Genomic DNA, 26,592 nt, shown 5'->3' with positions numbered 1-26,592 from the left:
AAAAGACATGAAAATTAAAAATATATTGATAACAGGAAGCGTATGTTTCCTGACACTTTTTAGTTGTACAGATATTGACGAAAATGTGTACGATAAATATCCTGCTGATGAATTTTACGGAACGCCGCAAGGTGCCGATATCGCTTTGGCAAGTGTGTACGCTCAGGTTCCTGGTGAATTTGTAAGAGACAATGCTTCTGGTGTTGGATATGCCGGCGCAGATAATGGCTGGTACGATATGAATTGTATGTCATCTGATGAACAGGTTATTCCGCATAGAAATACGGGTGACTGGCAGATGGATTTTGCTCGTCTTCACAAACACGAATGGCTGCCAACAGATTTCATTATTAATAATACTTGGAACTGGCTTTACAAATCTATTTTCAATGCCAACTTAGCTGTTAGTCTACTAGAAAAATCAAATGCCAATCCTTCAAAAATTGCTGAAGCCAAAACACTAAGAGCTTTCTTTTATTATTTATTGATTGATGATTACGGCGACGTTCCTTTCTTTACCGATAATAACATCACTGTTGATAAAATCCCGCAGTCGAGCCGTAAAGAGGTTTTTGACTTTATTGTAAAAGAACTGAATGAAAATGTTGAATTACTATCTGGCACAAGAGGCGGCAATTATTACGGAAGATTCAACAAATGGGCAGGTTATACTTTGTTAGCAAAAGTATATTTGAACGCAGAAGTTTATACAGGAACTTCAAAATGGAATGAAGCTTTGGCCGCTTGTAATAAAGTTGCTGATGGAGGATTTACACTTCACTCAGGAGCAGTAGATGCTGCAAATCCGTTAGGAAGCAAATATTATGAATTATTCGGCGATGTACTTCCAGATGACGAAACGATCCTGCCAATTTATGCGACGCTGGATGTTGTTTCTCGAAACATTTATGCTGTTCGCAGTTTGTACGGAGCACACGCCCAAACTTTATTTGGCTTCAGCGGTTGGAATGGTACTATTGTTCCTAAAGAATTTTTCTTGAAATATGATGCAAACGATATTCGCAGAAAGCAGTTTTTAGTTGGAGAACAGCCAGGCGGCACCAATTATACGCTTGATGTAGCTTCATTAGACAATCCGGGAGCAGATCCGCAGGCAGGAGTTCGTAATGTTAAGTTTTATCCTGTTGCACCAAGAACTGGCGGCGGTGCTTCAAACGATTTTCCAATTTTTAGATATGCTGATGTTATTTTAATGATGGCCGAATGTAACGCTCGTTTAGGAAACCCTGGAGCTGCAAAACCTTTCATTGATCAAATCAGAGTACGTGCAGGATTAAATGCATTAGATCACAATCCTACTCTTGATGAAATTTACAACGAAAGAGGATTTGAATTAAACTGGGAAGGGCACAGAAGACAAGATATGATTCGTTTTGATAAATTTTTATTGGCTAATGAATTCAGACCTGCTTCTCCTGCTTATAGAAAGTTGTTTCCAATTCCTACTTCAGCTTTAGATGCTAATCGCGGATTAAAACAAAACCCTGGTTACTAAAAACAAAACTATCATGAAAAAATATATCAATAAATTATTCCTATTAGGCAGTTTGGTTTTCTTGGGTTCATCCTGCGAAAACGACGCCGAATTAACGACATTAAAGTCTGTTAGTTTTCCATCAGAAATAAGTGTTTCTTCTACCAAAATAGTTTTAACAGAAGATACTGCAGACGATCAGGTTTTACTGGTTTCTTGGCCTGAAGTTACTTTTCCTGTCGAAGCTCCTGTGACTTATGCTTTGCAGTTTGATTTGGTTGGAGACACAAGCGGCGCCAACGCTTGGCTTAAAGCAAAACGAATTGAAGTGGGAAGCGAAGTATTAAGCAAAACATTAATCGGTCAGGAATTAAATAAAATTGCTGTCGATTTAGGACTTCCAATAGATGTTGAAGGTAAATTAGTAGTACGCGTAGAATCGGCTATGGATCGAAAAATCTATTCGGATCCGATTACTTTGACAGTAACTCCTTATGAGAAAAGTGTTGTTTTTGGCGAAATCTATATGCCGGGCGCGTATCAAGGAGAGTGGAATGTTGACATCGCCAATTCTTTACCTGCCATCGCAAAAGGTGTTTATCAAGGTTACGTTACAGTTCTGCCGGGTTACGGACCAGTATTTAAATTGAATACTGAAAGAAACTGGGCGCAATTTTACGGAGCTGGTGCAGTAAATGCAGATATGGTAAATATGAGTACGAAAGATTTTGCGCTTCCAGGTGAAGGATCTTTCCAAGTTAAAGTGAATTTAAATACTTTAAAATGGTCTGCAACGCCTTATTCTTGGGGAATTGTTGGCGACGGAACTGCCGGCAGCTGGGATAACAGCACGCCTATGAACTACGATTACCAAACTAAAACTTGGAAAATTACCACCGTTTTAGTTCCTGGAAATGTGAAATTTAGATTGAATAACAATTGGACCATCAATTACGGATCTAAAAATACAACAGACGGAATTGCTTATCTAGATGACTCAGGAGCGCACTATATTGGTGAAGGTGGTACTTACGAGATCACAATGAAAATCAATGATGTAGATCCTGCAAATCTTGGATATCCTCCAACGCTGACATATACCATCACAAAAAAATAGATAAAAATTAAGTTTAGTTTGGTTTGAGTTTACCTGTCTTTTTACTTCGGAAAGGCAGGTTACTTCTCAACCATTTAAAATATAAATACTATGAAATTTAATATAAAAATCGTTTACGGATTCTTGCTTGCGTTGGCGTTCATTTCGTGCAGTTCATCAGACGACGATAACAAAACTCCAGATTCCCCATACACCCAATATGGAACTTCTTTTGATAAAATGCCAAAGAAAGAAGATGCCATTATTTATCAAGTAAATATTCGCGCTTTTAGTCAGGCAGGAACTTTAAAAGGTGTTCAAGACAGATTGACTCAAATTCAGGAATTGGGTGCTAACGTGATTTATTTAATGCCGATTTATCCTGTCGGGAAAGAAAGAGCAACTGGCGAATTGGGTTCCCCATACGCTGTAAAAGATTATAAAGCAGTAAATCCTGATTTCGGGACTTTACAGGATCTTCAGACTTTGGTTGAAGAAGCACACAAAAAAAATATGGCTGTGGTTTTAGACTGGGTTGCCAATCACACCGCTTGGGATAATGCTTGGATTACACAGCACAAAAATTGGTATCAGCAAGATGCAAACGGGAATATTATTATTCCTCCGGGAACCAATTATAACGATGTGGCGCAGTTAAATTTCAATAATACTGAAATGAAAGATGCAATGATTGATGCTATGTCCTATTGGGTTTACAATGCCAACATTGACGGTTTTAGATGTGATTATGCTGATTTTGTACCAAATAATTTCTGGGCAGACGCTATTTCAAAATTGAGAAAAATCAAAAAAAATCAGGAAATTTTAATGCTGGCAGAAGGTTCAAAATACAATCATTTTGCATCAGGTTTTGACTATATTTTTGGTTTCAATTTCTTTTATACTATCGAACAATTATTTAAAGAAAATAAGTCGGCAACAACAATTCAGAATTCTAATGCAACAGAATATACCAATGTTTACGATCCGACAAGTAGAGTTGTTCGATATACCAGCAACCACGACGTCAACCTTTCTGATGGAACGCCTTTAGAACTTTTTGGAGGTAAAAAAGGTTCTATAGCAACTTTTGTTGTAGCCGCGTATTTAAAATCGATTCCGATGATTTATAACGGTCAGGAAATTGGTTACGACAAAAGATTAAACTATTTTGCTAAAACTCCTATCGATTGGTCAACCGCAGATAATGAGATGTTAGCTGAATACAAAAAAATCATTGCGTTTAGAAATTCCAGCAACGCTCTTAAAAAAGGAGAATTTACAGGCTACAGCAGTGATGCCGTAAGTATGTTTACTATGGTAAAAGATTCTGATAAAGTACTGTTACTTTCTAATCTAACTGGCTCTGCTGTAAAACAACTTATCCCAACTACACTAAAAGGAACATGGAAAGATGCTTTCACCGGAGCTTCAGTAACAGTTGGTTCAGATGTAACGCTTCAGCCTTTTCAATATTTAGTGTTGAAAAATTAACGCCTAAAGCAACTTTAAAACCTAAATTTGCACAAAACAAAAAATACCATGAATTTTCAATCCCAAAAATCATTGCTTCAAATGCATTTGAGCAAAAAGACTGCGTTTTTATTTTTTATTCTTGTAAGTACATTTTGGCTTCAGGCACAAGAAATAACTTCGCCAGACAAAAATCTTTCTCTAAAATTTGAATTAAAAGAGGGCGGTATTCCGTCTTACCAATTATCATACAAACAAAAGCCGGTTATTAAACCAAGTTCTCTAGGTCTAGAACTTCAGAACAATGCTTCGTTTATGGATGGTTTTTCGATCACAAACACAGCACAAACTTCTGTTGATGAAAATTGGAATCCTGTTTTAGGGGAAGAAAAAACAATTCGCAATCATTACAACGAATTGGTTGTCACTTTAGCGCAAGCGAAAAACAACAATAGATTTATCCGTATTCGTTTTCGTTTATTCAACGACGGATTGGGATTTAGATATGAATTTCCAAAACAAAATGACCTGAATTATTTTGTAATTAAAGAAGAGCGCACCGAATTTCATTTGGCTGGAAATCATAAAATTTTCTGGATTCCGGGAGATTATGACACCAACGAATATGCTTACACGACTTCAAAGATTTCAGAAATTCCTTCTTTGATGAAAAAAGCAACTATTGAAATTAATGCACAACAGCCAATCAAAGCACTTTCTGTACAAACACCGTCTATGATGAAATCTGATGATGGTTTATACATCAACATTCACGAAGCAGGATTAATCAATTATCCGGCAATGTACCTTGAAGTTGATGCTAAAACCAACAAAATGACAAGTCACTTAGCGCCAGATGCTGTTGGCAACAAAGGTTATATGCAGACCGATGCACAGACTCCGTGGAGAACGATTGTGGTAAGCGATAAAGCAACCGATATTTTAGCTTCGAAATTAATTTTAAACCTAAACGAACCAACCAGTTATAAAGATGTTTCATGGATTAAACCCGTAAAATACATCGGAATTTGGTGGGAATATTTCGTTGCTGGAAGAAGTACGTGGGCTTTCGGAAAAGAAAACAACGTTAAAATGACGGATGATTTCACCAAATTGACTCCAAACGGAAAACACGGAGCTACAACAGAACGTGCCAAAGAATACATTGATTTTGCCTCTAAAAATGGCTTTGATGCGATTCTTATCGAAGGATGGAACATTGGCTGGGAAGACTGGATTGGCAACTGGAAAGAAGACGTTTTTGATTACGTAACAGCCTATCCTGATTTTGATGTAAAAGCAGTTCATGCTTATGCAGCTTCAAAAGGTGTAAAAATTATCATGCACCACGAAACTTCAGGATCGGCTACGAACTATGAAAGACGTCTGGATCGTGCTTTTCAATTTATGAATGATAACGGTTATAATGCCGTAAAAACAGGTTATGTAGGACAGATTATTCCGCGTGGGGAACATCACGACGGACAATGGATGGTGAATCATTACATTAACGTTGCTAAACGTGCTGCCGATTATAAAATTATGGTCAACAGCCACGAAGCCGTTCGTCCAACGGGATTAAACCGAACTTTTCCAAACTGGATTGCTCAGGAATCAGCGCGCGGTACTGAGTTTGAATCTATGGGAGGATTAGCTCCGGATCACACTACAATTTTACCTTTTACCCGTTTAATGGGAGGTCCAATGGATTATACGCCTGGAATTTTCCAGACCGATCTTTCGTATTACGGAACAGGAAGTTCACAACGAGTAAACACCACTTTAGTAAAACAATTGGCTTATTATGTAACCATGTACAGTCCGTTGCAAATGGCGGCTGATATCCCAGGGAATTATGAGCGTTTTCCAGATGCTTTTCAGTTTATCAAAGATGTGGCTGTAGATTGGGATAACAGTTATATTTTAGAAGCTGAACCTGGAGATTATATTACAATTGCTCGTAAAGCAAAAGGCAAAAACGAATGGTTTATCGGCGGTATTACAGATGAAAATGCTAGAACAGCAAACATTTCATTTGATTATTTACCTGCAGGAAAAAATTTCGTCGCTACCATTTATGCCGATGCTAAAGAAGCTGATTGGAAACAAAATCCACAGAAATATACTGTTACTAAAGTTATTGTAAACTCAAAAAGCAAATTGAAGCAGTATTTAGCTCCAGGCGGTGGTGTTGCCATCAGCATTAAAGAAAGAGCTGCTTCAGAGTTGAAGGGATTGAAAAAATTATAGATTACAAAGTTTTTTTACCAAGAATTTCACGAATTCCACGAATCAAAAAGCATCAAATTAGTGCTGATTCGTGAAATTCGCGGCAGAAAACCTATGCTCATTTTTGAGCAAAAATTAAACTTACTATTGAAAACTATTAACCACAAAATGTTTGTCGAATTTAAATACAATGCGAGTGAGAATGAATTTTAGTTAGAAATGCCGACAAGCATGCAAAAAACTATTATTATGAAAATCAACATTACCACTAGATTATTTCATATTACCAAAGCATTAATCTGCTTTCTGTTATTATTTGCAAATTCCCTTTATGCGCAAGATCCCGCGCAGTATGGGACTCCATTTGCGAGCGTACCCGATACGCGAGACATCAACATGTATCAGGTGCATATTCGACCGTTTAGTGCCAACGGAAATTTAGCCGGAGTAACCGCCCGATTAGACAATATAAAAGCACTCGGCACCAATGTTATTTATTTAATGCCGATTTTCCCTCACGGAACCGATTCTCGAAGTTCGGCTTCCCCCTATTGTATTAAAGATTTTAAAGCCGTTGGTTCCGAATATGGCTCATTGGCCGATTTAAGAACCTTAGTCGATGGCGCTCACAGCCGTGGAATGGCGGTTATTTTAGACATTGCCATCAACGGAACTTCTTGGGATCATGGCTGGACAGTTTCACATCCTGAATATTATAAACGAACGGGCACAACAATCCAGCAATTAGGAAACTTCTCTGACATTGCCGCGCTTGATCTTAATAATTCGGCAACTAGAAATGCCATAAAAGATGCCATGCGTTACTGGATTTTCGCAGCCAATATTGACGGTTACCGTTGTGACTATGCAAACAATCCTCCTTTGGATTTTTGGTCAGAAGTGAATTCAAACCTTCGAAGCATAACTTCTCACAACTTATTAATGTTGGCTGAAGGTGACCGACAAGAAAACTTTCAGGTGGGTTTTGACATGAATTATGGCGACAGATGGTTTCATGCCGGTTTATATGATGTTGCTGGTGGCGGACCTGTTTCTCAAAGACTTCAAGACCAAACTACTTATGAATATGCTAAAGCAACAGGAAATCAGCAAATCGTTAGATATACGGGTAATCATGATACATATACCAACGATGATGGCGTAAGAAGACCAAGTATCGTATTTAAAAATCATAACGGAGTTGTTGCTAATTTCTTAGTTTCTGCTTACATGAGAGGCGTTCCGTTTTTAATGAGCGGACAGGAAATCGACTACGAACCCAAAACCGACTGGCCGTGGACAAATTTTAAATTCAATTGGTCTCAAAATCCAACCGCTGCAGCCGATTTTGCTAAAATCTTAAATTTTAGAACTACAAGTGCAGCAATCCGTCGCGGGGACTTAACAACGTATGCGAATGACGATATCAGCATTTTCACCAAAACATTAGGCACTGAAAAAGTAATTGTAATGTCGAATTTGAGAAATGCTTCAAAATCATATGTAATTCCAGCGGCTTTAGCAGGAACTTATGTAAATCCATATAACAATAATGCTTCGGTAACTTTAACAGCAGGTTCTACACGCAATTTCGCTGCTTACGAATATTTGGTTTTAACCAATACCAACGCTCCGGTTGTAGCCGTTACAGGGGTTTCAGTTAGTCCAACAACAGCAACGGTTGGTTTAGGATCAACACAGCAATTAAATGCGACAATTGCTCCGGCCAATGCAACCAATCAAAACGTAACTTGGACATCGAGCAATACCGCTGTGGCAACCGTAGACGCATCGGGATTGGTTAATGCTGTCGCTGCAGGGACGGCAACAATAACCGTAAAAACAGTTGACGGAAATAAAACAGCAACTTCGGCGATCACAGTTTCAACAATTCCAGTCGCTTCTGTAGCAGTTTCTCCAACTTCTACAAGTTTATATGCAGGAAATACACAACAGCTTACAGCCACAGTATCGCCAACAAATGCAACAAACAAAAATGTAACTTGGAGTTCCAATAATACTGCAATTGCAACTGTAAATTCTAGCGGACTTGTAACAGCGGTTGCAGCAGGAACGGCAACGATTACAGCGACAACACAAGACGGAAATAAAACAGCTTCGGCAACCATAACAGTTAATCCGAATACGAATTTCACTGTTTATTTCTATAAACCATCAAATTGGGGAACTGGAATTAAAATCTATTATTGGAGTGCGCTTCCAGCAGGAGTTTTAGCAGATGCTGCGTGGCCGGGCGGAAACATGACCAATGCAGGAAACGGATGGTACAGTTATACCTTTACGAATGTAACTTCAACCAATTTAATTTTTAATGACGGAACCAACCAAACTGCCGATTTAAGCCGAAATAAAACAGGCTGGTACATGAACAACGCTTGGTACGATTCAAATCCGGGAACTGGCGTTGCAGTTACAAGTGTAAGCTTAAGTCCATCAACGGCTTCTTTAAATGTTGGCGCAACTCAACAACTTACTCCTACAGTTCTTCCTGCAAATGCTACAAATAAATCAGTAGCATATAGTTCAAACAATACCGCTGTAGCTACTGTAAATAGTTCTGGTTTGATTACCGCTGTCGCAAATGGAACTGCAACAATTACGGTTGCAACTGTTGACGGAAACAAAACAAGCACTTGTCTAGTTACAGTTACAACTGCGCCAAGCGGAGGAAATTATTACACCATCAAAAACAGATGGACAGGCGCCTATTTATCTGATGCAGGAACAAATACTGGTTACGGAACAACTGTTTCAGGAAACAATTATAAATGGCAGAAAATCGCTATTGATGCCACTTATTTTGTATTGAAAAATGTTGCAACAGGCGAATTAATGAATATCGAAGGTCAAACCGGAAATATACAATGCAATATAACCGACACTACTTTCTGGAGCGCACAATGGTCAAGTGATTATATTGACGGTACGTGGACAAGACTTAGAAACAGATGGCAGACAGGAAATATTATTCATGTAGAAAACCAAACGGGTTCTGCACAATACGGAAATTCGCAAGATGGCTGGTACAGCGCACAATGGCAGTTGCAACCAACAACTGTTGGAACTTCAAAAACGGCTTCAAATGTTGAAGAGGTTTCGAAAATTGAACCTGTAATTGGTATATATCCAAATCCTTCAACAAACAATGAACTTCATTTTTTATTACCAGAAATTGAGAATGGTTCTGTCGTTTCAATAACTGTTTCAGATATTAGCGGAAGAACCGTTTTAACTCAAAATCTTCCTTCATCAGGACAGATCAATCATAATTTGGCAAGAGGAGTTTACGTTGTAAATATCTTATCTAAAGATTTTAAAGTAACTAAAAAACTGATTGTTGAATAAGGATTTGTAAAGTCTATGAAATTGAAAAGCGCATGAAATTCATGCGCTTTTTTGTATAGTGCCGTACCAATACGTTAAGGTAATTTCATTTTTAAGTTTACCCAAAAAATCCATGTTTATTAGCGGTAAGCCTTATATTTGGATTTATCTTCATAACTTCATTAATCAAATTTTCTTTTAAAAATTCGCTATCGGGAAGAGAAATTCTTTTCTTTTCAGAGGTAGTAATTGTAATTAAATATACATATCCCATTTTAACTTTAATTCTATTTACATCTATGGTCTTAATTTCTTCAACTTTTATAATTATCGGACTACGAAATACATGAAAAAGTAAAATAGATTTCTCTTTAATAACATATGGCGGGGTATATTTATAAATAAATGATAGATTATCGTTTACAACTTTAACTTTTAGCAAATCGGCTTTTGACAAGGAATTTATCAGAGAAAAATATTGTTGATAATGGTTTCGAAATAATAATATCATTGGGCTCATTAATAAAAATAATAATCCGAACATTGTAAATGAAAACAAATAACTATCATTCATTCTTGAATTATAACTTTCTTGGCCTATTAGCTCTTTGCCTAGAGAATTTGTTTCTAAAACAGTATAGATAAAAAACCATAAAGGCACAATTAAAGTTACAACAAGACAAAAACAAATGAATAACTTGATCCTAAGTTTAATTTGTTTATTATATTCCTCTAAATATTTTTGTTGCTCTAAATCTATTGACTTTTTCTCAAAAGACAATTTTTCCTTCTCATTATATTTTTTATAATTTTTCTTGTTCAATAAGAAAAGAATAAAAGGTAATAGTACTGCCACCATTAACAAAACCCTCATATACATAATTTCTATTTTTATTTATTTCTCAAACCTTTCTTTAAACTCTTCTTTAGACATCACATATTTTAAATGACAATATACACTGTTTTCGTATTGGTCTGGCGTAATATCATAATTTTCATAAATGGTTTCGCCATGGTCGCCGCTATGCCAAAGGCGAATTGGCTTTTCGTCGCCAACAACCCTAAATACAGGAATAGGATGCTCTTTTGTACCCATTTTTGGGTTTTGCATTTCATCTTTGTTAACAGTTATACTAAACCCCATACTCTTAATGTGGTTGAGAAATGCCAAATAGAAATTTTCACCAATATTTGCCATTCGAAACTGAAAATACTTATTCTGTTTTTTAGAATAAAATGTCTCAGTACTTATGTAAATTTTACCTCCTATTCTGGATAGAAAGGCAGTATATCTTTCATGTCCAAAATAAATTTTTTCATTTGGATCTAAATGAATTTTTATTTCCTCCATATTACCCAAATATTTACTTAATTCTTTTTCGGCATCATTTCCTTGAAAAAATAATTTATTTGCAAAAAAGAGCAATAAGGGAAATACTACTAATCCTGCAATCAGGTATCCTATTGCATGTGGAATTCCTAAGTTTTTCATTTTTTTAATGTAGCTATTACACCTATGTGATTATTTTCATCTTTTCTATCAGATTCCTTAAATACATCTAAAGAATCTTTATACATCTCATCATCATAAGAATTGGACCAAGTATCAATTCTAAAATTGACAACTCCTGCGGCTAATCCCCATCCGAAACCTTTAAGCATGCCTTTCCATGGTGTTTGGTAAGAACGAGAAGCGATATCCTAGACCAAAAGTAAAGAGGCTACCAAATCTTTTTTATCTATTTTTCTCAAACCTTTCTTTAAACTCTTCTTTTGACATCACGTATTTTAAATGACAATACACACTGTTTTCGTATTGGTCTGGCGTAATATCATAATTTTCATAAATAGTCTCACCATGATCTCCGCTATGCCAGAGGCGAATTGGCTTTTCGTCGCCAACAACTCTAAAAACAGGAATAGGATGCTCTTTTGTGCCCATCTTTGGATTTTTCATATCGTCTTTATTAACTGTCATAATAAACCCCATCCTTTTTATATGATTATTAAAAGCATAATAAAAATTTTCGCCAATATTAACCATTCGAAATTGAAAATATTTCTTTTCTTTTTCTGAATAAAAGGTATTAACATCAATATGAATGATGCCATCTCTTTTTTTACTTAAGAAAGCTGTGTATCGCTCATAAGTTCTTAAAATAGTATAATCATCCTCTAAATGAATTTTTATTTCCTCCATCTTATTTAAATAATTATCTAGTACTTTTTCTGTGTCATTTCCTTGAAAAAATAATTTATTTGTAAAAAAGAGCAATAAAGGAAAGACAATCAATCCTGCAATTAGATATCCTATTGCATACGGTATTCCTAAATTTTTCATTTTAATGTAGCTATTATTCCTATGTTATTATTTCTATCTTTTTCATCAGAATCTTGAGCTTCTCTTAATGCTCCTTTATGCATTTCATCCTCATAAGAATTTGACCCAGTATCAATTACAAAATTGGCAACTCCTGCAGCTAATTCATATCTAAAACCTTTAAGCATGCCTTTCCACGGTGTTTGGTAAGAACGAGAAGCGATATCTTGCGCCAATGCTGCATTTGCTGCACCAGCAAGATCTCCTGCAGTTTCTCTCGCTGCAGCTTGAGCACCATATTCTGCAACCTCGGTATTAAGAGCTTGATTTATTTTGGTTACTTCATTAACACCGTCAATAAAGCCTCCAACTGTACCTGCTCCAGAAACTTCTGTTTGTATTACAAAAGCATCTTTTGCTTGTTGAAGAAGATTATCTCTTTCTTGATTTTTAGCTCTCTGCGTTTCTTCATCAATTTGTCCTTTGGAATAAAAATATATAGATAAAGGCGAGGCAATTGCCAGAGATACCGGCGTTGCAGATGTTACACCAGTGATGAGTCCCATAACAAATTGGCTTGTTACATGGGCATTTACTTCATTTTGATTATTATTCGCAATTTGTTCTGCTGCAATTTGAGCAATAGCTTGGTCCATAATGACACTGACTTTTCCGCCTTTCATGCAGCTTATAAAAGAACGGTTAAGTACTGCTTTTACGCCCTCAATCATTACGGAATCATGAAGTAATTCCCATTTAGAATCCTCTGTCGTTTTACAATCTGTTGCTGTTTTATAAACTGCTGCTAGTCCAGCACCAGCACTTACACCTAATGTTGCAAAAGCGGCTACAGCAAATACTATCGCTACTGGTCCTGTAGCAATTACTGCAACAAATAGAATTGCACCAATAGCAATTCCGGCACATAATGTCGCTAGCCCACCCCAAAATTTTGAAGCATTTTTACAATTAAAACTTTCGCTGATTCTTTTATCAGATTCATTTAGCAAGGGCGTATTTCTTGCGGTATTTATTACGTAAGATACTCGCCCTGCACGACCTACTTTTTGCGGTCCTGACTGCATGAGGGTACAAATTACCGTTGTCCCTTCTGGTACATAAGATTCTGCCATGGTTATTCTATTTTGGTTAATTTGTAGGTAATCAGTACCTGGATATTATTTTTTACTTCTTCAATAATGGTAATTTCAGATTGATTAATCCAATTTTCTTCCGTATCAATTGTCACTCTCTCTCTTACACTGAAGTTAAATTCTGAGAATTTATATTTTATCATTGGTCTAAACTTCTCATTGTACTTTCTTTCTAAAAAATCATTATTTAATTTCTGTTTATCTATTTGGCTTACTTTTCTAATTTCTACAGTTGAAGGAGATTCAGAAAGAATATCTTGTTTAAAATCTAATAAAGTTTCATAGCCATCAAATAACTGGGAATAGTATTTGCGTGTGTAAGGCTCGAAAATATCTTTAGATACTAAGTAATCATCAAAAAACACATCAAAAAAAAGTTTAGATCTTAAATCATTTATTAAGTTTTCTTCTTTAAGTATTTGAATTTCGGATAAGTGAATAAATTCATCAAACTGATGTCTCGAATCGTCTGCTCTCAAAAAATCATATCTTGCTCTTAAATCCTGCTTAAGGTCTCCCCATTTCTGAATAATTTGTCCGTGATTTACGATTCGTAGAATTTTTCCAGTCTTACCATCTACAGCAACCGTTACATCACATTTTATTTTGTCGATTTCGCTGACAAGTTTAATCGCTGCTTCCAATGGTTGCTGATATGCTTCAATTATATTGTCAACCATGTTGACATAAACAAACAAACCTTGCTGTGTCTGCTGTTTTTTAACAATAAACTCTCTCTTGGTGTCGGCATGATTTTGAATAATTCCATTTACTTTTGTTACAACTGTTTGTTCACACCTGTATCTTGCCTGCTGATCAAATTTTAAATCATTTACTACCTGTACATCTTTTTCTTTGTCTTCCTTTTTAATTATTTTCTCAGTGTAAGGAACTCTCACCTCTTGTAAACAAGCAATATATTCTGCACCAAAAAAAGAAGAAAAATATCTTACATCAGGATTTAATCGTTTCAACTCTTCAACAGAAATTTTAAACTTTGCTGCTACTTCGTCTATTTTTTCTTCAGCAACTACTTTATATATATCAAATGCCATTTTTGTTAGATTTTTACTAATTAATATCTACTTGAGATCCTGTAATAACAGTGGTTCCGTTAAATACTGCTTTAGCGCTTCCAGAGCCATTAATTGCAGTTTGTTTTGTTCCGTTTATTACAATGCTTTCACTTTTAACATCTATTTTTTCTGAGGTTAGCGTGATACTGCTATTACCGACTTTTAGTGTTATGCTTGTTACAGCTGTAAGCTCAAATGTATCTTTAGCGTCAACAATAATTTTACCATCGCTTTGCATTTTTAGCATAGCTTGAGGTGGAGCATCTTCTTTTGCTCCTACATTTACAGTCAGTGTGGAAACTGCATTATTAATGATATTGCAGCTTCCGTCGAGTTCTAGATAATTGCCGTCTGGTGTACTTTGCTTCCAGCTTCCTTTTTTATCATTGCTAACGGTTTCAATGCCGCTTCTGGTTCTTATTGCTTTTATATCATTATTTGGAGAATGATAACCACTTTTAGTTTTTTTACTTGAGATAGTACCCACAATTACTGGCATTTCGGCATTACCAGCCTGAAAATCGACAAAGACTTTTTCTCCTACTTCTGGAATAAAATAGAATCCTTTTCCTCCTCCTCCATGTGGCTGCACCATAGGTATAAAAGGCGTTACCTCTCCTTTTTCCTGTTGCCAAGACATTTGTACCTGGAGTCCTCCCAAACCATCTGGATCATTATTGGAGATTATTATCGCCGACTGGCTCTCGCAATGCGGAATCAAATCTGGATTTGTTCTTGGTGAGAACACAGCACCATTATAGTTTATTGCTGTAAAATGGTTTTCGTAACCACCACCGTCGTTGCAGGTATGTGTTATTCCTATTATTCTGTAAGTTCCTGCAAGTTGTGTATCTATACCCGAAATCCGAACATTGCTTCCTAAAGTGATTCCAGGAACTTCGCTAGAAGCTTCCACCTGCATCATATCACTCATCGCGGCACGCATTTTATTTTTGGCATATTCCTCCGAAGACTGGTCTCCATATCCACCAACTGAATTTTGATTGAGCTGCACAACGGTCTGCTTGCTAAAAACCTGATTGGATTTATTAATTAAATTTTGATGATATCCATCGACTTCTTTTCTAAAATTTATGGTTTCTTTTATAGAAGATTCTCCCGCTCTGTTATCATTTTCTATTACTTTAAATAATGCAGGTGCTAATTTTATATCATAACTAAAATCAAACATATTGATCCCATACGATAATTGAGGTTGGTTTCCTCCACCAGGACCACCAAATATCATAATACGTCCATTATAAAAGAACCATTGTCCATATCGCATTGCCAATCTATTTAAGAAGTCAAAATCACTTTCGTTATACTGAACCGTATATGCCAAAATCTCTTGATTAAAAGGATTTACTTCCATATCGATATCATAATCAGATTTTACTTTATTGACGATATCGGCCATGCTCATTTTAGTAAATGAATGTGATTCTGGACCACTATCTAGAACTATAGATTCGCTGTAACCTTGAATCACAATTGTTTCTTCCATGTCCATAAAACGGGATTTACGCATTGTAACTTTGGTAACAATACCATAAAACTGCATAATATAATCCTTTGGATTTGTAATAAGCAGTACGTCGTCAAGATCTGGAATTGCTTTTATTTCTATGCTTATCTTTTCACCAGAAAGTTTTTGTGAAACCGGCATAGCACTTTCATATTCACCTACTAATAAATCATTTCTAATCTCAATCGAAAAAGTATGATGATCATGAATTTGCTGATTTATTTCTAAATGACTGAAGTTCTTGATAATGGTTTCACCAATTTTTATTGTTGTGGTTGTTTGTAAGGCCATTTTATTTTTTGTTTGTTAATTAAATTGAAAAAAACTCCAGTAAAACTGTTTTAAAAATCTGTGAATTTATTGTATTCAAAGCTGTCAAAAGGCATCCATAGGTTTTGTTTTTTGGTGTACCAAACTGCAATTTGTATCGAATCATTTTTATTCCAAATAGCTTCTCGTATTTGAATTTTAATCCCACTTTTATAATACTTTCCAATTTCTGCTCTTATCCCTGGAAAAACTTCACCTTTTTTAGCGTTATTAAAAACTTCGGTTTTATATGGATTTCCGTAATGACTTAATGCTTTTTCAAAAGAAATCTTTGAGACAGTTCCTAATGGTATTGATGCTTTTTTACCGCTTGGGTTTTCTTGCTTGGTTTGACAACTTAAAAGCATACATGTCAAGTAAAAAAGAAATATCAAATATATTTTTCTCATAGTGACAAAGAGAATTTTGTGTTAGTTAACATTGCATCTATCTCACCAAGGATATAATCAAAATGCCGTATTCTTAACTCCATGCCTACATTCATAATGCTGACTTTATCAGAATTAAAAGGACTTGCAGTATTATATTCATCTGCATGCATTCCTGCAATTGAACTGCTGTTTCCAATTGCATGACCAAATTCGTGAGCAATATTTTTTTGGGAAACATTTATTGGCGCTCCAACTTTAAACATACTTTGTATGTCTACCGTATATAACTTTATATGCCGAATATTCCAATTAACAAATGGCCTATTGTTGTAATTATTAGAAGCAACTTTCACTACATCTACAGACCAATGCTCGTTGGTAAGTACCCATTTAATATCAAAAAATAATCTGAAAGTGTCATTTTTATATTTTTTTGCAAATAATGAATTTCCTGTAACTTTTAATTGAGTTCTTCTATTCCAGACTTTATTCATTTCTTTTTCAAAAGACTCATGTATTTTTTGTTTCTCTTTATAATTCCAATCGGCAAAACCATTTACTATCCAATTATATTTCCACCGCTGTATGACAACAATATTTTTACTTTCCGTATTTATATCAATGTCTAATCGAGGAGTTTTTTTTACAATATGTCCCATTAACAATAGATTTAAGAATTCTTCCAATTATTCTCAAATACTGTATTTCCAATTTTGATTTCATTGGATGTTATTAAGATTTCAGTTCTCATTGGAACCGTTCCTTCACTTCTAAAACTTTTATGAAAAGCAATACAATAAGCTTTTTTAAAAGTGACATTCTTCATTGTGCTCATAGCATCCCTGCGATAAAAAATAATTTTACCATCTTTTGTGCTTGTTTGAGAAACCATCCAGTCTGAAAACAAATCGGTTTGCGTACTTTCGACCACTAATCTAACCTGACCGCCTTTCGTTTTATTTGCCGGTTTTCCGTTGCTATCTGTAGCTTGGTTAAAAGTGACATCAAATTCTAAAACATTGAAAATCTCATTTTCTAATTCTAATTTTGCTAAGAAACTCATATAATATTTTTTAAATATAAAATTCCTACAATTTATGAAGAGGTTTTTGAATGTACAATCCCTAGATTTAGGGATTTTTCGAAGAAAAAAAAGACATAAAAAAAGCGCATGAATTTCATGCGCTTTTTTTATGTCTTTTATTAATTAAAATAATTCGTGGCTGTTTTTTTCTAAAAAGAATAATTCAAAGCAAAACCAAAATCATTCGATGATGATATTTCGTTTCTTATTATTGCTGGTTTAAAAGCCAGTCTTTCATCAACATTAAATTGAGATAAAGCGGCATCAACATTGGCATCGATTATATTTAAAACATAAAATCCAACCATGAATAATGCAGAAAGATCTCTATTTCTTTGAAATCCCTTTTGAACAGTAATCAATTGACTTTCTGTTAATCTCGCCAAACTCGGATTACTGCTTTTACCCTCAAGCCTGCTTTTATACTCATCTCTGTATAAATTGTACTTTTTCTGATTATCGTTATATAAATACGTACTCGTACCTATTGCTCCATAAACCAGAGGCACTTTCCAATATTTCTTATTGTAAATTTGTCCCATACCTGGAAAAATAGCAGAATAAAACGCTGCTTTTGCAGGACGAAGCGGGTCAATTCCTACAGGCTTTAAAGAATCAGTGGCAATTATTTCTTTCGTTTTCTGAGCTGATAGTGTGGTTATTCCAAATAATAAAAATGCAAAAAGAAGTCTATAAGGCATAAAAGTTGGCTTTGAAAATTTTTGCTCAAAGAAAACTTTTTTGTTTCAAGATTTTTCTTAAATAAAAGGTAAATAAAACTTAAATTTTAAAGTATTTTTTCGCCACGAATTTCATCAATTGGCACAAATTTTATTCACAATATTGAAATTTTTAATTGGTGTTAATTAGTGAAATTCGTGGCAAACTTATTTTACTCCTCAAACAATTCCATCAACTCTAAAGCTCTCTTAATCGACTTCACATTTTCAAAAGTCAATAACAAACGTAATCCGTTTACGGTTTGTTTTTCTTTCATTTTGCAGAGATTACTATGTTTTTGAACAAAGTTTAAGACATTTCGAAACTTCACCGATTGGTAATAATCTGATTGCTGATCTGAAACGAAATAACCAATCATTTTACCTTGTTTTAAGACTAATTTCTCGATTCCCACTCTTGTTGCAATCCATTTAATTCGAATGCTGTTTAATAACGCAACAGCAGGTTTTGGCAATGGTCCAAAACGGTCGATTAGTTTTTTCTCAAATTCCTGTAAACCAGTTTCGTCTTTTATTGCGCCTAATTCGTTGTATAAAACCAAACGTTCTGAAACGTTGTTGATAAACTCATCTGGGAATAATAATTCGAAATCGGCGTCGATCTGAATATCTTTTACGTATTCTTTCGTATCAATATCATTTTCTTCTGGATATAAATCTTTGAATTCGTTTTCTTTCAATTCCTCAATTGCCTCGTTCATGATTTTTTGGTAGGTATCAAAACCAATTTCATTAATGAAACCGCTTTGCTCGCCGCCCAATAAATCTCCTGCACCACGAATCTCCAAATCTTTCATAGCGATATTGAAACCGCTTCCCAATTCGCTGAATTGCTCCAACGCCTGGATACGTTTTCTCGCATCTTCGGTCATCGACGAATACGGCGGACAAATGAAATAACAGAATGCTTTTTTATTACTTCGTCCCACTCGACCACGCATTTGATGCAAATCTGATAATCCGAAATTATTGGCGTTGTTGATAAAAATCGTGTTCGCATTCGGAACGTCCAATCCGCTTTCGATGATTGTGGTTGCGACCAAAACATCAAAATCTCCGTTCATGAAACCTAACATCAATTCTTCGAGTTTCGCGCCGTCCATTTGTCCGTGACCGATTCCCACTCTTGCATTTGGAACCAAACGCTGAATCATTCCTGCGACTTCTTTTATATTTTCAATTCGATTATTGATAAAGAAAACCTGTCCGTTTCTTTGAATTTCATACGAAATCGCGTCGCGGATAATTTCTTCATTAAAACCAACCACATTCGTTTCAATCGGATAACGATTTGGCGGTGGTGTTGTAATTACCGATAAATCTCGCGCAGCCATTAAGGAGAATTGCAAAGTTCTAGGAATCGGCGTTGCTGTTAACGTCAGCGTATCGACATTGGCAGCAATCGTTTTTAGTTTATCTTTTACGTTTACTCCGAACTTCTGTTCCTCATCAACAATCAATAAACCAAGGTCTTTAAAAACCACATTTTTGTTTACTAATTGATGTGTTCCAATAACGATATCTAATTTTCCTTCGGCTAAATCTTTTAAAGTCTGTGTTTTTTGTTTTGCTGTTCTGAATCGGTTTAAGTAACCAATTGAGACTGGCATGTCTTTTAAACGTTCCGAAAAAGTTCTGTAATGCTGGTACGCCAAAATGGTTGTCGGAACTAAAACCGCTACTTGTTTGCTGTTGTCAACCGCTTTAAAAGCAGCGCGAATCGCAACCTCAGTTTTACCAAAACCTACGTCACCACAAACCAAACGATCCATTGGGCGATCGCTTTCCATATCGGCTTTTACTTCTGCCGTTGATTTGGTTTGATCTGGCGTATCTTCATAAATAAACGAACTTTCCAATTCGTTTTGAAGATAACTGTCTGGTGCAAACTGAAACCCTTTTTCTAAACGTCGTTTTGCATACAACTGAATCAAATTGAACGCAATATGTTTGACACGCGCTTTGGTTTTCTGTTTTAAAACTTTCCAAGCGTTCGATCCTAATTTATAAATTTTTGGAGGCGTTCCGTCTTTTCCGTTGTATTTTGAAATTTTATGAAGCGAGTGAATGCTTACATATACAATATCATTATCAGCATAAACCAATTTGATGGCTTCCTGCGTTTTTCCTTCAACCTGAATTTTCTGCAGTCCGCCAAACTTCCCGATTCCGTGATCAATATGCGTTACATAATCGCCTACAGAAAGTGCGGTTAATTCTTTTAAAGTGATATTTTGCTTTTTAGAATATCCGTTTTTGATATTGAATTTATGATAACGCTCAAAAATCTGATGATCCGTATAAGCTGTTATTTGATTTTCTTCGTCAATAAAACCTTGGTATAAAGGCAATACAATAGTATGATATTGTTTTCTGATATTCTCCGAATTGGCTTCATCTAAACTTTCAAAAATGTCGTGAAAACGTTTCGCCTGAGTTTCATTCGAACAAAAAAGATAATTGACATATCCGTTAAAATGGTTGTCGCTCAGATTATTCATCAATAAATCAAATTGTTTATTGAAGGATGGCTGAGGCTGGATATGAAATTCGAACTTTTTAGTTGTTTTATAAACTGGTCTTGACGCCAATTCTACAACTGAAAAATCCAAAGATCTTTTTATAAATGACGCCTGATTCAAAAACAATTGTTCTGGCGCAGCGTGTTTTATTTCTTTAGACAATTTCTCAAAAGCTTCTTCTGCTCTTGCAAATTGTTTGTCTAACTGAGAAAAAAGTCCTTCTGTATTTTGAATGAAAAGAACGGTCTTTTCGGCAATATAATCTAAGAAACTCTCACGGTTTTCCTGAAAAAGTTTATTTTCAACATTCGGGATAATCGTGATTTTTTTATGCGTTTCAACTGACAATTGTGTTTCAACATCAAAAGTTCGAATGCTGTCTACTTCATTACCAAAAAACTCAATTCTATAAGGATGATCGTTTGAAAAAGAAAACACATCGACAATTCCCCCGCGGACTGAAAATTCCCCAGGTTCAGTAATAAAATCGACTCTTTTGAATTCATATTCAAATAAAACTTCATTTATAAAATCAATTGAAATTTTATCATTTAAAGCGACTTTTAAAGTGTTTTTGTCTAGTTCTCTTCTCGTAACTACTTTTTCAAAAAGCGCTTCTGGATAGGTAACAATTACGGCTGGTTTTTTTCTGGAATTTATTCTGTTTAAAACCTCAGCTCGAAGCAAAACGTTGGCATTATCAGTTTCATCAATTTGATATGGACGACGAAATGAAGCGGGATAGAATAAGACATCCTGCTCACCAATCATTTGTTCGAGATCGTTTAAATAATATGCCGCTTCTTCTTTGTTGTCTAAAATAATCAAAAAAGGCAACTCTGTTTTCTTAAAAACAGAACGTATAATAAACGAAACAGCAGATCCTAACAATCCGCTGATGTTCATTTTTACCTGATTTCCTTCCAGTAAACTCGAAGCTATCTGCTGTGCTTTTGGCAGATTATCGTATGTTGTATATAAGGCGTTTTTACTCAACTTGCAAATTTTTATCTATAGGCGGTGCCGAACTTTTAATGGCACGCGTAGTATCTAACATTCTTAAAAAATCTTCTTCTCCTTGCTCTTTCGGAATTTTGGCTTTCTCAACAATTTTATCCATTTGTCTTTCTAATGAAATCAGTTCTTTATTGATTTCCTGAACCAAAAAAACTACTTTATCGTCTGGAATTTTACTCAAATGAATAAACAAATCGAGCATTTTGATTTTGGTAACTAAAATAGAAATACGGCTTTTGATCTGAGGCAGATTAAACTCTGATGGAATATTATTATTTAAAGCCATTGCTTTCTTAGAAATAGCCGTCGATTTTTTCTGAAACGCCCCAATTGTTTTTCTTGGTTTATCTCCTATTTCTTTCATAAAATCACGCCATTCTGTCCAAGAATTTAATTTGCTTTCCGAAATTTCGTTAATTGGTTCGTCAATAAACGTCCATCCTTTATTGATATTATTAAAAATAGCTTCTTTCTTTTTGGCTTCTTTAGCGTTTTCAGCAAGTCGTCTTTCGTCATTGCTTTGGCAGGAAAACAATACAATCGTTAAAAGCAGTAAAAGAGATATTTTATATTTCATTTGTAAAACATTAGGCTACAAAGTTACGAAGTAATTTTACAATTACGAATTCTGTTTTTTGCTAATAAAAAGTTGTTTTTGTAATAGATTAAAGAGATTTAATTCTTAATCCTTTCTTTAAAATTAACCTAAAAGAGCGCAAAGGTTTACGCAAAGTATGCTAAGATTTTTATATCAAGATACTTTTTAAAGCACTAAGTTCGCAAAGCTTTTCAACATCGAGCTTTGCGAACTTTACATTTTAAACTTATTGTATATAAAAAACCTTTGCGCACTTTGCGGTAAAAAAAATTAACCAATGAGGAATAATCCAACGAACGAACTTTTTTATTAAAGAATTTATAATTTATGATTCTGAAAAGCATACGTAATTGCGAAAACGTTATATTTGTCTTTCTAAAATCATTAAAAAATGAATCCAAAAATATTGATCATTGGCGCTTGCGGTCAGATTGGAACCGAACTGACTCAAAAGCTTCGTAAATTGTACGGAACAGAAAATGTAATTGCTTCTGATATCCGAAAATTAAATACTGATGTTGTTAATTCAGGTCCGTTTGAAGTGGTCAATGCCTTAGATTTTAACCAGATCGAACATTTGGTTGAAGTACATAAAATTACCGATGTTTATTTAATGGCGGCGCTTTTGTCTGCTACAGCCGAAAAAAATCCTGCTTTTGCATGGGATTTAAATATGAATTCGCTTTTTCACGTTTTAAATTTAGCGAAAGCAAAAAAAATTCAGAAGATTTTCTGGCCGTCTAGTATTGCTGTTTTTGGTCCAACAACACCAAAAGAAAATACACCACAATACACTGTGATGGAGCCTTCTACGGTTTACGGAATAAGCAAGCAAGCGGGCGAAAGATGGTGTGAATACTATCATAACATTTATGGTGTTGATGTGCGCAGTATTCGTTATCCAGGGTTAATCAGCTGGTCGACTCCTCCAGGCGGTGGTACTACAGATTATGCTGTTGATATTTTTTATAAGGCTATTGCTGACAAAAAATACGAATGCTTCTTATCGTCTGAAACCAAAATGCCGATGATGTATATGGACGATGCGATTGATGCAACAATCAATATTATGCAGGCTCCAGCTGAAAAAATTAAAATACATTCTTCCTACAATTTGGCTGCGATGAGTTTTACGCCAACAGAAATCGCTGCGGAAATCAAAAAACATATTCCAGATTTTGAAATTACTTATAATCCGGATTTCCGTCAGAAAATTGCGGACAGCTGGCCGGCAAGTATCGACGACAGTCCTGCAAGAGAAGACTGGGGATGGAATCATAAATTTGATTTGGAATCTATGACTAAAGACATGATTGAACATTTGAGTTAAATTCATTAAAATAAAAAAAATACCGAAGCGTTAATCTTCGGTATTTTTTTTGCTTTTTCTAAAACTCAAATTCTCCAATCAGAATTTTGCTGTCGTTTTCACGTTTATTTTCTTTCTGACTTTGGAAAACAGCAATTTTACGTTCTTGTCTTCCATCAGAATAGTGAAGATAAACTTCCGCCATTATTGTTGTTGGTCCAGAAAGCAGATTTTGCCTCTCTCCAAAAAAATTGGTTTTAATTTTATATTTACCTTTTATGGCTTTTTTTAGTAAAAACTGCTCAGGACCAAATCCCTGAGTAAAATCATTACTTAATCTTCCTCCAATTTCTGTAGATTTATGAGAATAAGAACAATCTTCTCCTCTCGGATCTGTAACCCATAGATCTATATCTGTATTGTCTTTATTCCAGTTAATTACAACTCGAATGTCTACTGGTAAATCTGCTTTTAGACGATCATCTATTTTGCTCGCATCTACATTTTTATTTTGGTTTAGAATATTATTAATTTCCATAATCAAAATCTCCTCAATACCGTTATCTCTTATTGAAATTTCATCGGTATATTCCTGATACAGCATCGATTTATAGATATTAAGAGCCTCTTGAGGTTTTTTATTATCAACCAAAGCTAATGCATAATCTCTGTGGCTTTGAGCATCGAAAGGTCTCCATTCCAGAATTTTTTGAGTAATCCATAATTCTTTTTCATAATTGCCTCTTTGTTTTAGCAGATAAGATATCGTTTTGTATAACTCTTCATTTTCCAAATCAAGCTCTGCTAATGTACTTAAGACTTTTAAAGAAAGTACTTTATCTCCTTTTCTAAATAGCAATTTAGAAACATCAAAATAATACGTTACTTGCTTTTCATATTTAGAACGGTTTTCAAGATACTTTTGATAGATTAATTCAGAAGAAGTTAAGTTCTGAAAATCTTTCATATACTCTTCTTTGCTTTCTACCTCGATCAAAGTTATTTTACCTTTAGATTTTGTTGATCCAGAGGTACTGTAAACAGCATTGTCTTGTACTTGATCTTTATTTTGTCCTAACGACTGATTAGAAATCTTAGGGTATTGCTTTTTTTCTGCAGGTTTAAACTCACTATTCCACCAGGTTACTAGCTCACGGGTTACATCAAAAGACTTAGATAAAAGGTTTTTTCTTTTTTCTAAAATTTCTTTTTTGTTTCTTGAAACGATTTTATTGTACTCCGATAATAATTCCTGAGGCGGTGTAATTCTATAACGCACATAATCATTCACGTCATCCAATACAATAAGACTGGTATTCTTACTTACCACTCCGAATTGCTCACTCAGGTTCATGATTTCATCACGGTTTTGAGTTGAATTAAGTTCAAGGTCATTGATTTTTCTTTGCGCCCAAAATTGTGCAATCGGCCAATTATCTACTTGCACAGCGGTACTGAAATCTACAGGAACTTCATAGGTTTTATTTCCCACTGAAAAAAGGGCGGTTAGTTTACCCAAATTTGGAGATGCAATTCCAAAGATATTAACCGGTTCATTTACTACAGTTCCAACATTTGGAAATAGCTCTTGAATAGCCGCATTTTCTTTAAATCCTAAAAATTTAATAGGCTGTTTACTGTATGCTTTTAGAGCAGACGGCGTATCTAATTCATTAAGATTGATAAAATTCCCTCCTGATTGTGATGCCAAAAGTTTTAAAAGGTTAAAATCAGAAGTAGGTGTGCTTACAATACTATTTACAGGTTTTTTGAATTTTAATGTCAAATCACCAAAATTTGAAATTCCGTCAGAAAACAAAAGATATTCTTCTATTTCTGAAATCTCTTTTAATGCCCCAAAGTCGGTTCCACCATCATATTTTAAGTCAACAATTCTATTTTTTAGTGCGCTCCAGTTTCCACCAGAAACAGTAAATTCTTCTGCCTTTTCCAGAGTATTATTTAAAAGAACAAAAGATACTGAAACATCTTTGTTGCTCAAAAAATAGGCATTAAGAAAGTCAAGTTCTTTTTGATGGTTTCTCTTCGATCCGCTAAATGAGTTATCCCAAATAATTGCAATCTTACGAGATTTTGATTTTTCCTTCGCAGGAAAGTCTGTCGAAACACTTGCTGCAAAATAAAATTTATCCTCAGAAGTTTTCTGCAGCAAAATATTTGAAGACTGACTGGCTTTAGGTATTGCTATTTTAAGATTTTCATTTGGTGTGAAATTTTCTTTGCTAATCTCAGCAACCCATTGATTTCCTTTTTTCTCAAAAGCAAAACTTCCATCTGGATTTTCAGTAATTTTTGGAGTTACAAGACTTTCATTAATTAGTACTTTCAGATTAAATTTCGGAATACGAACCGTTTCATTTGCAAAAGTCAAAAGATACTGATAGTCAGAAGCAAAAACTTTTAGTTCCTGATGATACGTAATTTTAATGGTTCTACTGCCTTGAGCCGGGATCGGATAAATTCTTGTTCTGAAATTATTTCCCTCCACTTTTTCAATAATCCCTGGATCTATATTTCTTTTTTCAATACTTTCAAATACTTCTTTAGCACGTTCTTTAGGAACAGGGACTGCATGTCTTAATTTTCCGTTAATATCTAAAGCATAACCGCTTACACTTACTCCTTCAGGTAACGGAATGGTAAGTTTTCCTTCTAAAATTCTACTGCTCGGATTATAAAATGTATAAGTAGCTGTTGTTGTGGCAAGATTCCCCAAAATCTTGGTTTCGATTTTTGCTTCTTGCAGAACGACTGGATGTTTTTTTAGATTTTCTACATCCAGATTTGGAATCTGAGAAAAAACTGCACTATAAAACACTAATGCACAAATAGTAAAAATTTTATTCATATTAAAAAAATGGTTTCTTATTTAATTACAAAAGAG

The 26,592-nt window shown here is 34.9% G+C and carries 20 protein-coding genes; 6 read left to right on the top strand and 14 right to left on the bottom strand.

Features of this window, described 5'->3' with window-relative positions; translation table 11 throughout:
* Positions 1-7: 7 nt before the first annotated feature.
* From ACFSC2_RS11725 to ACFSC2_RS11705, 5 genes are all read left to right on the top strand, one after another.
* Entirely contained in the window at positions 8-1,516 is a 1,509-nt protein-coding gene (locus tag ACFSC2_RS11725; protein ID WP_379815254.1) for a RagB/SusD family nutrient uptake outer membrane protein, read from the top strand.
* 13 nt (positions 1,517-1,529) lie between these two features.
* Positions 1,530-2,612 (top strand): SusE domain-containing protein, encoded by a 1,083-nt coding sequence (locus ACFSC2_RS11720; protein ID WP_379815255.1) that lies wholly within the window; start codon positions 1,530-1,532, stop codon positions 2,610-2,612.
* Positions 2,613-2,702: 90 nt separating this feature from the next.
* Positions 2,703-4,085: an alpha-amylase family glycosyl hydrolase gene (locus ACFSC2_RS11715; protein ID WP_379815256.1), complete on the top strand. Its 1,383-nt coding sequence runs from the start codon at positions 2,703-2,705 to the stop codon at positions 4,083-4,085.
* Between the two features lie 81 nt (positions 4,086-4,166).
* Complete coding sequence (locus ACFSC2_RS11710) at positions 4,167-6,314, top strand: glycoside hydrolase family 97 protein (protein ID WP_379815450.1); 2,148 nt, start codon at positions 4,167-4,169, stop codon at positions 6,312-6,314.
* A gap of 228 nt (positions 6,315-6,542) precedes the next feature.
* Positions 6,543-9,659, top strand: a complete 3,117-nt coding sequence (locus tag ACFSC2_RS11705; protein ID WP_379815257.1) for an Ig-like domain-containing protein — start codon at positions 6,543-6,545, stop codon at positions 9,657-9,659.
* A 97-nt stretch (positions 9,660-9,756) separates the two neighbouring features.
* On the opposite strand, the gene ACFSC2_RS11700 is transcribed toward ACFSC2_RS11705, so the two are convergent.
* The 13 genes from ACFSC2_RS11700 to ACFSC2_RS11640 form a co-directional block, all read right to left on the bottom strand.
* A complete protein-coding gene (locus tag ACFSC2_RS11700; protein ID WP_379815258.1) occupies positions 9,757-10,497 on the bottom strand; it encodes a hypothetical protein in 741 nt (246 codons plus the stop codon).
* Positions 10,498-10,533: 36 nt separating this feature from the next.
* Positions 10,534-11,130 carry a DUF8188 family protein gene (locus tag ACFSC2_RS11695; protein WP_379815259.1) on the bottom strand — a complete coding sequence of 199 codons (597 nt, stop codon included), beginning with the start codon at positions 11,128-11,130 and terminating at the stop codon, positions 10,534-10,536.
* Positions 11,127-11,300: a hypothetical protein gene (locus ACFSC2_RS11690; protein WP_379815260.1), complete on the bottom strand. Its 174-nt coding sequence runs from the start codon at positions 11,298-11,300 to the stop codon at positions 11,127-11,129. The genes ACFSC2_RS11695 and ACFSC2_RS11690 overlap by 4 nt, the downstream gene beginning before the upstream one ends.
* Before the next feature lie 73 nt (positions 11,301-11,373).
* Positions 11,374-11,979 carry a DUF8188 family protein gene (locus ACFSC2_RS11685; RefSeq protein WP_379815261.1) on the bottom strand — a complete coding sequence of 202 codons (606 nt, stop codon included), beginning with the start codon at positions 11,977-11,979 and terminating at the stop codon, positions 11,374-11,376.
* On the bottom strand, positions 11,976-13,091 hold the full coding sequence (locus ACFSC2_RS11680) for a hypothetical protein (RefSeq protein ID WP_379815262.1): 1,116 nt from the start codon (positions 13,089-13,091) through the stop codon (positions 11,976-11,978). The genes ACFSC2_RS11685 and ACFSC2_RS11680 overlap by 4 nt, the downstream gene beginning before the upstream one ends.
* A 2-nt stretch (positions 13,092-13,093) precedes the next feature.
* On the bottom strand, positions 13,094-14,167 hold the full coding sequence (locus ACFSC2_RS11675; protein WP_379815263.1) for a hypothetical protein: 1,074 nt from the start codon (positions 14,165-14,167) through the stop codon (positions 13,094-13,096).
* A 16-nt stretch (positions 14,168-14,183) separates the two neighbouring features.
* Positions 14,184-16,007: a contractile injection system protein, VgrG/Pvc8 family gene (locus ACFSC2_RS11670; RefSeq protein WP_379815264.1), complete on the bottom strand. Its 1,824-nt coding sequence runs from the start codon at positions 16,005-16,007 to the stop codon at positions 14,184-14,186.
* Positions 16,008-16,057: 50 nt separating this feature from the next.
* Entirely contained in the window at positions 16,058-16,393 is a 336-nt protein-coding gene (locus tag ACFSC2_RS11665) for a hypothetical protein (RefSeq protein ID WP_379815265.1), read from the bottom strand.
* A 38-nt stretch (positions 16,394-16,431) separates the two neighbouring features.
* Positions 16,432-17,076 (bottom strand): hypothetical protein, encoded by a 645-nt coding sequence (locus ACFSC2_RS11660; protein ID WP_379815266.1) that lies wholly within the window; start codon positions 17,074-17,076, stop codon positions 16,432-16,434.
* An 11-nt stretch (positions 17,077-17,087) separates the two neighbouring features.
* The gene (tssD, locus tag ACFSC2_RS11655) at positions 17,088-17,480 is read right to left on the bottom strand and encodes a type VI secretion system tube protein TssD (protein ID WP_379815267.1); all 393 of its coding nucleotides are present in this window, start codon (positions 17,478-17,480) and stop codon (positions 17,088-17,090) included.
* A 170-nt stretch (positions 17,481-17,650) separates the two neighbouring features.
* The gene (locus tag ACFSC2_RS11650) at positions 17,651-18,202 is read right to left on the bottom strand and encodes a DUF5683 domain-containing protein (protein WP_379815268.1); all 552 of its coding nucleotides are present in this window, start codon (positions 18,200-18,202) and stop codon (positions 17,651-17,653) included.
* 191 nt (positions 18,203-18,393) lie between these two features.
* Positions 18,394-21,759 (bottom strand): transcription-repair coupling factor, encoded by a 3,366-nt coding sequence (mfd, locus tag ACFSC2_RS11645; protein ID WP_379815269.1) that lies wholly within the window; start codon positions 21,757-21,759, stop codon positions 18,394-18,396.
* Positions 21,752-22,357, bottom strand: a complete 606-nt coding sequence (locus ACFSC2_RS11640) for a hypothetical protein (RefSeq protein ID WP_379815270.1) — start codon at positions 22,355-22,357, stop codon at positions 21,752-21,754. The genes mfd and ACFSC2_RS11640 overlap by 8 nt, the downstream gene beginning before the upstream one ends.
* Positions 22,358-22,769: 412 nt before the next feature.
* Between ACFSC2_RS11640 and ACFSC2_RS11635 the strand changes: the two genes are divergently transcribed.
* Complete coding sequence (locus ACFSC2_RS11635; RefSeq protein ID WP_379815271.1) at positions 22,770-23,708, top strand: L-threonine 3-dehydrogenase; 939 nt, start codon at positions 22,770-22,772, stop codon at positions 23,706-23,708.
* Positions 23,709-23,766: 58 nt separating this feature from the next.
* Here the strand turns inward: ACFSC2_RS11635 and ACFSC2_RS11630 are convergent, their stop codons facing one another.
* Positions 23,767-26,556: a VIT domain-containing protein gene (locus ACFSC2_RS11630; protein ID WP_379815272.1), complete on the bottom strand. Its 2,790-nt coding sequence runs from the start codon at positions 26,554-26,556 to the stop codon at positions 23,767-23,769.
* Positions 26,557-26,592 lie beyond the last annotated feature (36 nt).

This window comes from Flavobacterium artemisiae, assembly GCF_042678225.1.
Classification (GTDB): Bacteria; Bacteroidota; Bacteroidia; order Flavobacteriales; family Flavobacteriaceae; genus Flavobacterium; species Flavobacterium artemisiae.
Note: the sequence above shows the minus strand (reverse complement) of the source record. Positions and strands in the feature narration are given on the sequence as shown.